Source organism: Bradyrhizobium sp., from assembly GCF_052389815.1.
Classification (GTDB): domain Bacteria; phylum Pseudomonadota; class Alphaproteobacteria; order Rhizobiales; family Xanthobacteraceae; genus Bradyrhizobium.
Genome location: NZ_JBQTHN010000216.1, coordinates 1 through 4,467, shown reverse-complemented (window position 1 = coordinate 4,467; position 4,467 = coordinate 1). Strand labels below are relative to the sequence as shown.

Genomic DNA, 4,467 nt, shown 5'->3' with positions numbered 1-4,467 from the left:
TCCCGAACTCGATCGCAACCATGCGCGTGCGTCTGATCCGAGAGCTCATCAAAACCTTGCCGCGATGTCCTTGCTGCGGCGCCATCGCAGCATCAAATGGACGCCGACGCCCATGACGCAGTAAGATTAGTGAAAGCGTAATCCGCCTCATCATCTCGAACAAGTTCGGCGGATTACGCTACGCTAATCCGCCCTACGCGCCGTCACCGCAGCGCGGACGCCACGATCGCCCCGATGATCAGCACGCCGATGCTGTACTTCATCGTGTAGTACACCGTCCGGTTCCACTCCTTGACCTTGCGGCTGGCGAGGTGGAGCTCGTAGAGCTTGCCGAACACCTTGTTCAGGGCGCCGACATGCTCGCCATCCACGTTCTGGGTGGCCGAAGCCTTGACGATGTGATGGCTGACCCAGCGGTTGATCGCGGTCATGAAGCCGTAACGCATCGGGCGCTCGACGTCGCAGAACAGGATGATGCGGTTGACGTCGGTCTGGTTTTCCGCGCTGTGGATGAAGGTCTCGTCGAACATGAAGGCCTGGCCGTCGCGCCAGACGCATTCTACGCCGTCGACCAGGATGCGGCATTTGTCCGAGTTCGGCGTGACGAGGCCGAGGTGATAGCGAAGCGAGCCCGCGAAGGGATCGCGATGCGCGCCCAGCTTGCCGCCGGGCGGCAGCATGGCGAACATCGCGCCGTGCACGGTCGGGATCGAATTGAGCAGTTCCACCGTCTTCGGGCACAGCGTGCGTGCCGAGGGCAGGAAATCGTCGTACCACTTCAGGTAAAACCGCTTCCAGCCGCTCTTGAAGAACGAATAGAAGCCCCAGTCGTTGTTCTTCGCGGCAGCCCGGATGAAGCCCTCGTCGAACAGCCGCACCGCCTCGTCGCGGATGGTCTCCCAGTTCTCGCTGAGCTTGGCGAGTTCCGGAAATTTCTCGACCGGGATCACCGGCGTGTTCGGCACCGCCGAGCCCGCATACATCAGCACGTTGTAGGGCGCGAGATAGGTCGAGTGGTCGCCGATCTGCCGGGCGAAGCGCAGGCGGTGGCGGCCGCGGAAATGCACGTAGAGCGTGGACGCCACGAAGGCATAGAGCACGACAAGCTGCGGCGCGAAAATCTGCTTCAGCACGATCCGGTTCCTGCACGAGATGGGATGCCAGCCGACGGGTGCCCGAGCCGGAGCATGCCCGGCAAGGCTCACGCCGCACTTTAGTTAGGTCACACCGTCATTTCAACCGCGGCGCGGTGCGTGCACGCCCGCCGTCGCGCCTTTCGGCCAGCCTCTACCCGCCGCGTGATCGGACTTTCGCTGTCGCCTTCCAGGGACTAGCCTGTCGGGATCGGAGTCGCCTGCCGCTACCGGTGGCGCAGAGCGATAGGAGGTCGGGGATGAAGACGATCCTGGTGCCAACCCAGCACATTGCGACGATGAAATCGGCGCTGGAGACCGCCGTGCTGCTGGCGCGGCGGACCAGCGGCTATATCGAGGGTTTTCCGCTGCGGATCGCCATTCCGCCCTATGTCGTGGCGGAGCTGACCGCCGGCCTCACCATGGACGCCTACGACGCGCAGCGCGACGAGGAGACGGCCGAGCTGCGCCGGCTGTTCGAAACCTTCATGCAGGAGCACGACGTTCCGCCGTCCGGCGCGACCGCGAACCGCCCCTGCTTCGGATGGCTTGCCGCCTCGCCCGAAGACGAAGGCTTCATCGGCAGCCACGGCCGCGCGTTCGACATCACGGTCATCAGCAGGCTGGACGCGGATTCGACGGGCCTGCACCGGCGCGTCATCGAATCCGCGCTGTTCGAGAGCGGCCGGCCGGTTCTGCTGGCCCCGCCCACCGCTCCAAGGCAGATCGCCGGCAACGTCATGGTGCACTGGAACGGCTCTACCGAGCAGGCGCGCGCCAATGCCTTTGCCATGCCCCTGCTGAAGCTCGCCGAGCGCGTGACGGTGCTGACCGTCATCGGCGGACAGGAGGTGCCGGGACCATCGGCCGATTATATCCTGAGGCAGCTACAGCATCACGGCATCGCGGCCAAGCCGGTCCGCGTCAAGCTCGGGGATCGCGAAACCGGCGAAGCGGTGCTGGATGCGGCCAGGGCGGAAGGCTGCGATCTGCTGGTCAAGGGCGCGTTCACCCGCAACCGGCTGCGGCAGATGATTTTCGGCGGCGCCACCAGCCACATCATGGAGCACGCCGACATCCCGGTGCTGATGGCGCACTGATTTTCCCGGTCCGTGGGATGGGCAGAGCGGGAAGCGAAACCCATCAGTCACTCGCGCAAGGCCCGATGGGTTTCGCGCCATGTCCGCCGCAGCCCGGAGAGCGAGCGCGGCTGCGCTCTACCCATCCTACAGGCTCAAAGCACGAATGAAGCCAGCTGATAGAACGCGTAGGCAAGCTGCAGGCCGAGGAGAATCAAGGCGGCGATCATCAGATAGGCGCTGAAATGCATGGAGGCTCGGAAACCGGAATGTCTTCTTGAAATGGCTGGTCGTGAGCTTCGAGCGGCCTTCGATGTGCTTGCTGCCTGTCGAGCTTCACCGGCGCCGTGAAAAGAAAACTTCCGCCGCCGCGGAAGTGATGCCTTGTCGCGAGCCTCTTCTTGACCGGAGGTTCTCTGGTTCGACGCCTGCTAGCTCACGCACCGTAGAAAATCTTCATTCCCCACAGCACGACGACGATGGCCGATATCAGTGTGGCCGCCGTCAATACACTTTCCAAGGAAGCGACTCTCATACACTTACTCCGCTTCCCAGCCCCGTCATTGGGTCTAGTTGATTCGATTCGTCCGCTGCAATTGGCCGATCGATTGCCGCGAAAGATGACGGAGCGATGTGGTTTGTCGGTCACATCTGCTCCGTAGAAACCCGGGATGAACTGCTTGCGGTCCACTACTCAGGAAACCATCCGCATCATCGGCCTCATCGTCGGCGAAGAACCATGCTGTATCTCGCCGATAACCCTGAAGCCGTGACGCTCATAAAGGGAGACGTTTCGGGGATTCGAGCTTTCGAGGTAGGCCGCGACGCCCTCCTCGTCGCATCGTCGAAGCGCGTGTTTCATCAGCAGTCCGCCGAGACCATGGCCGGTCCAGTTTGGATCGGCGGCAATGAGCGGCAGATACCAATGCGGCTCGTGTGGATGATACCTGGCCATTCCTTGCAGCACGTGTCCGAGATCATCGGCGATGTCCGGGCGCTCAGTCTGCACCATGATCGCGGCCATGGCGGCCTCATCCGGCTCGATGCCGGGCGGCAACCACAGGGCAGCTGCGCGAGCGCCTTCGGTGACGTAGGCAGTGCCATGCTCGAATGCCCGGCCACCGAATGCCCTGACGAACTGAGGCATGATCCGCATATATTCGGTTGAATCGGGCCAGACCCAACGCGCCATGGGATCAGCCGCAAAGCCGAGCACGACGGTTTTGATCGCGCTCGCTTCAATGCTCTTGGTCGCAGACGTTACTTCCGGCACCGCCGTCATGGTGGCTCCCGGTCACCGACCGCGCTGGCCGATTGCCAAGGTAGGACCCCAACGCGGATATCGGAATTCGGCGAGGCTATTTCAGCCCCGCCCATCTGCGTCAGGTTGCCCCACATCAGGTTGCGCCGTCGATCCCGCATCCGGTTTCGACGGCTACGCCACCTGCCCCGTCGGCGCGCACCGCGCGGTCTTCCAGAGCTGCGCCGACGCCCGCTGCCAGTCGAATGCATGATCGCTCGGACCATGCCGCTTCAGATGATCGAGCCGCGCGAGGGCCTCCTCGATGCTCGGCCGATGGCCGGCCGGCACCCACCACAGCGCGACCGCCGGTCCCTCGAAATGCGCGAACCAGTCGGCGCGACGGCCATAGAAGCGCTTGTGCACGGTTTGCCAGACGAAGCGCTCGAGGTCGGCGACGCTCTGCCAGACCGACAGATTGACGATGATCTTCGGATCGTCGAAGGGCCGCGTGTCGGTGGCGTTGCCGCTGTCGTCGACGTAGCGCCAGACGAAACCCTCGCTGCGCTCGGCGATGCCGTTCACCAGCGCAAGATTGTCGGCGAACTCCGCCATGCGCGGGTCTGCGAGATCGTATTTGATGCGGCCGATGTTGAGTTCGGCGAGGTGATGATCGGCTGGCTGTTGCAAGACCTCTGGCTCCCGTCGCTGAATTCGACTCCCGGCAGTTTAGGCAGGATATCGCGAGGGATCAAACCTCGATGCCCGCCGGCAGCGGTCGCCTAATTCCATTTTCACGAATTCGTGATCTACAAATCAGAATTTTCTTCTTTCCAGAATACCCAAATCAGGCCTATAACGCCACCAGCCCGTGCCACCGTGAGGGACGTTTCGCGATCGTCACGAAACGTGGTGCGGGTTGCGATGGGCCGCTTGCTGCGTCAGGTGCTTGCACCGGGCGAAACGCTAGCTGCGGACGGCGAAGTCGTGTGGTCCTGGCGCCGCGACCCTGGCG

General features: G+C 63.1%; 4 protein-coding genes. 1 reads left to right on the top strand and 3 read right to left on the bottom strand.

Translation table 11 applies throughout. The features are described from left to right. Nucleotides 1-203: 203 nt before the first annotated feature. A complete protein-coding gene (locus tag ACT4OC_RS29205) occupies nt 204-1,133 on the bottom strand; it encodes an aspartyl/asparaginyl beta-hydroxylase domain-containing protein (protein ID WP_444842533.1) in 930 nt (309 codons plus the stop codon). A 260-nt stretch (nt 1,134-1,393) separates the two neighbouring features. On the opposite strand from ACT4OC_RS29205, the gene ACT4OC_RS29200 reads away from it, so the two are divergent. Next, nucleotides 1,394-2,233 carry a universal stress protein gene (locus tag ACT4OC_RS29200; protein WP_444842532.1) on the top strand — a complete coding sequence of 280 codons (840 nt, stop codon included), beginning with the start codon at nt 1,394-1,396 and terminating at the stop codon, nt 2,231-2,233. Between the two features lie 673 nt (nt 2,234-2,906). On the opposite strand, the gene ACT4OC_RS29195 is transcribed toward ACT4OC_RS29200, so the two are convergent. Together ACT4OC_RS29195 and ACT4OC_RS29190 are read right to left on the bottom strand one after the other, a co-directional pair. Next, nucleotides 2,907-3,494: a GNAT family N-acetyltransferase gene (locus ACT4OC_RS29195; protein ID WP_444842531.1), complete on the bottom strand. Its 588-nt coding sequence runs from the start codon at nt 3,492-3,494 to the stop codon at nt 2,907-2,909. Between the two features lie 153 nt (nt 3,495-3,647). After that, the gene (locus ACT4OC_RS29190; RefSeq protein WP_444842530.1) at nt 3,648-4,142 is read right to left on the bottom strand and encodes a DUF3291 domain-containing protein; all 495 of its coding nucleotides are present in this window, start codon (nt 4,140-4,142) and stop codon (nt 3,648-3,650) included. Nucleotides 4,143-4,467: the final 325 nt, after the last annotated feature.

What these genes read in the sequence shown, in the direction of transcription:
- ACT4OC_RS29200 (WP_444842532.1), top strand. Translation starts at nt 1,394, where the DNA reads ATGAAGACGATCCTGGTGCCAACCCAGCACATTGCGACGATGAAATCG.
- ACT4OC_RS29195 (WP_444842531.1), bottom strand. Translation starts at nt 3,494, where the DNA reads ATGACGGCGGTGCCGGAAGTAACGTCTGCGACCAAGAGCATTGAAGCG.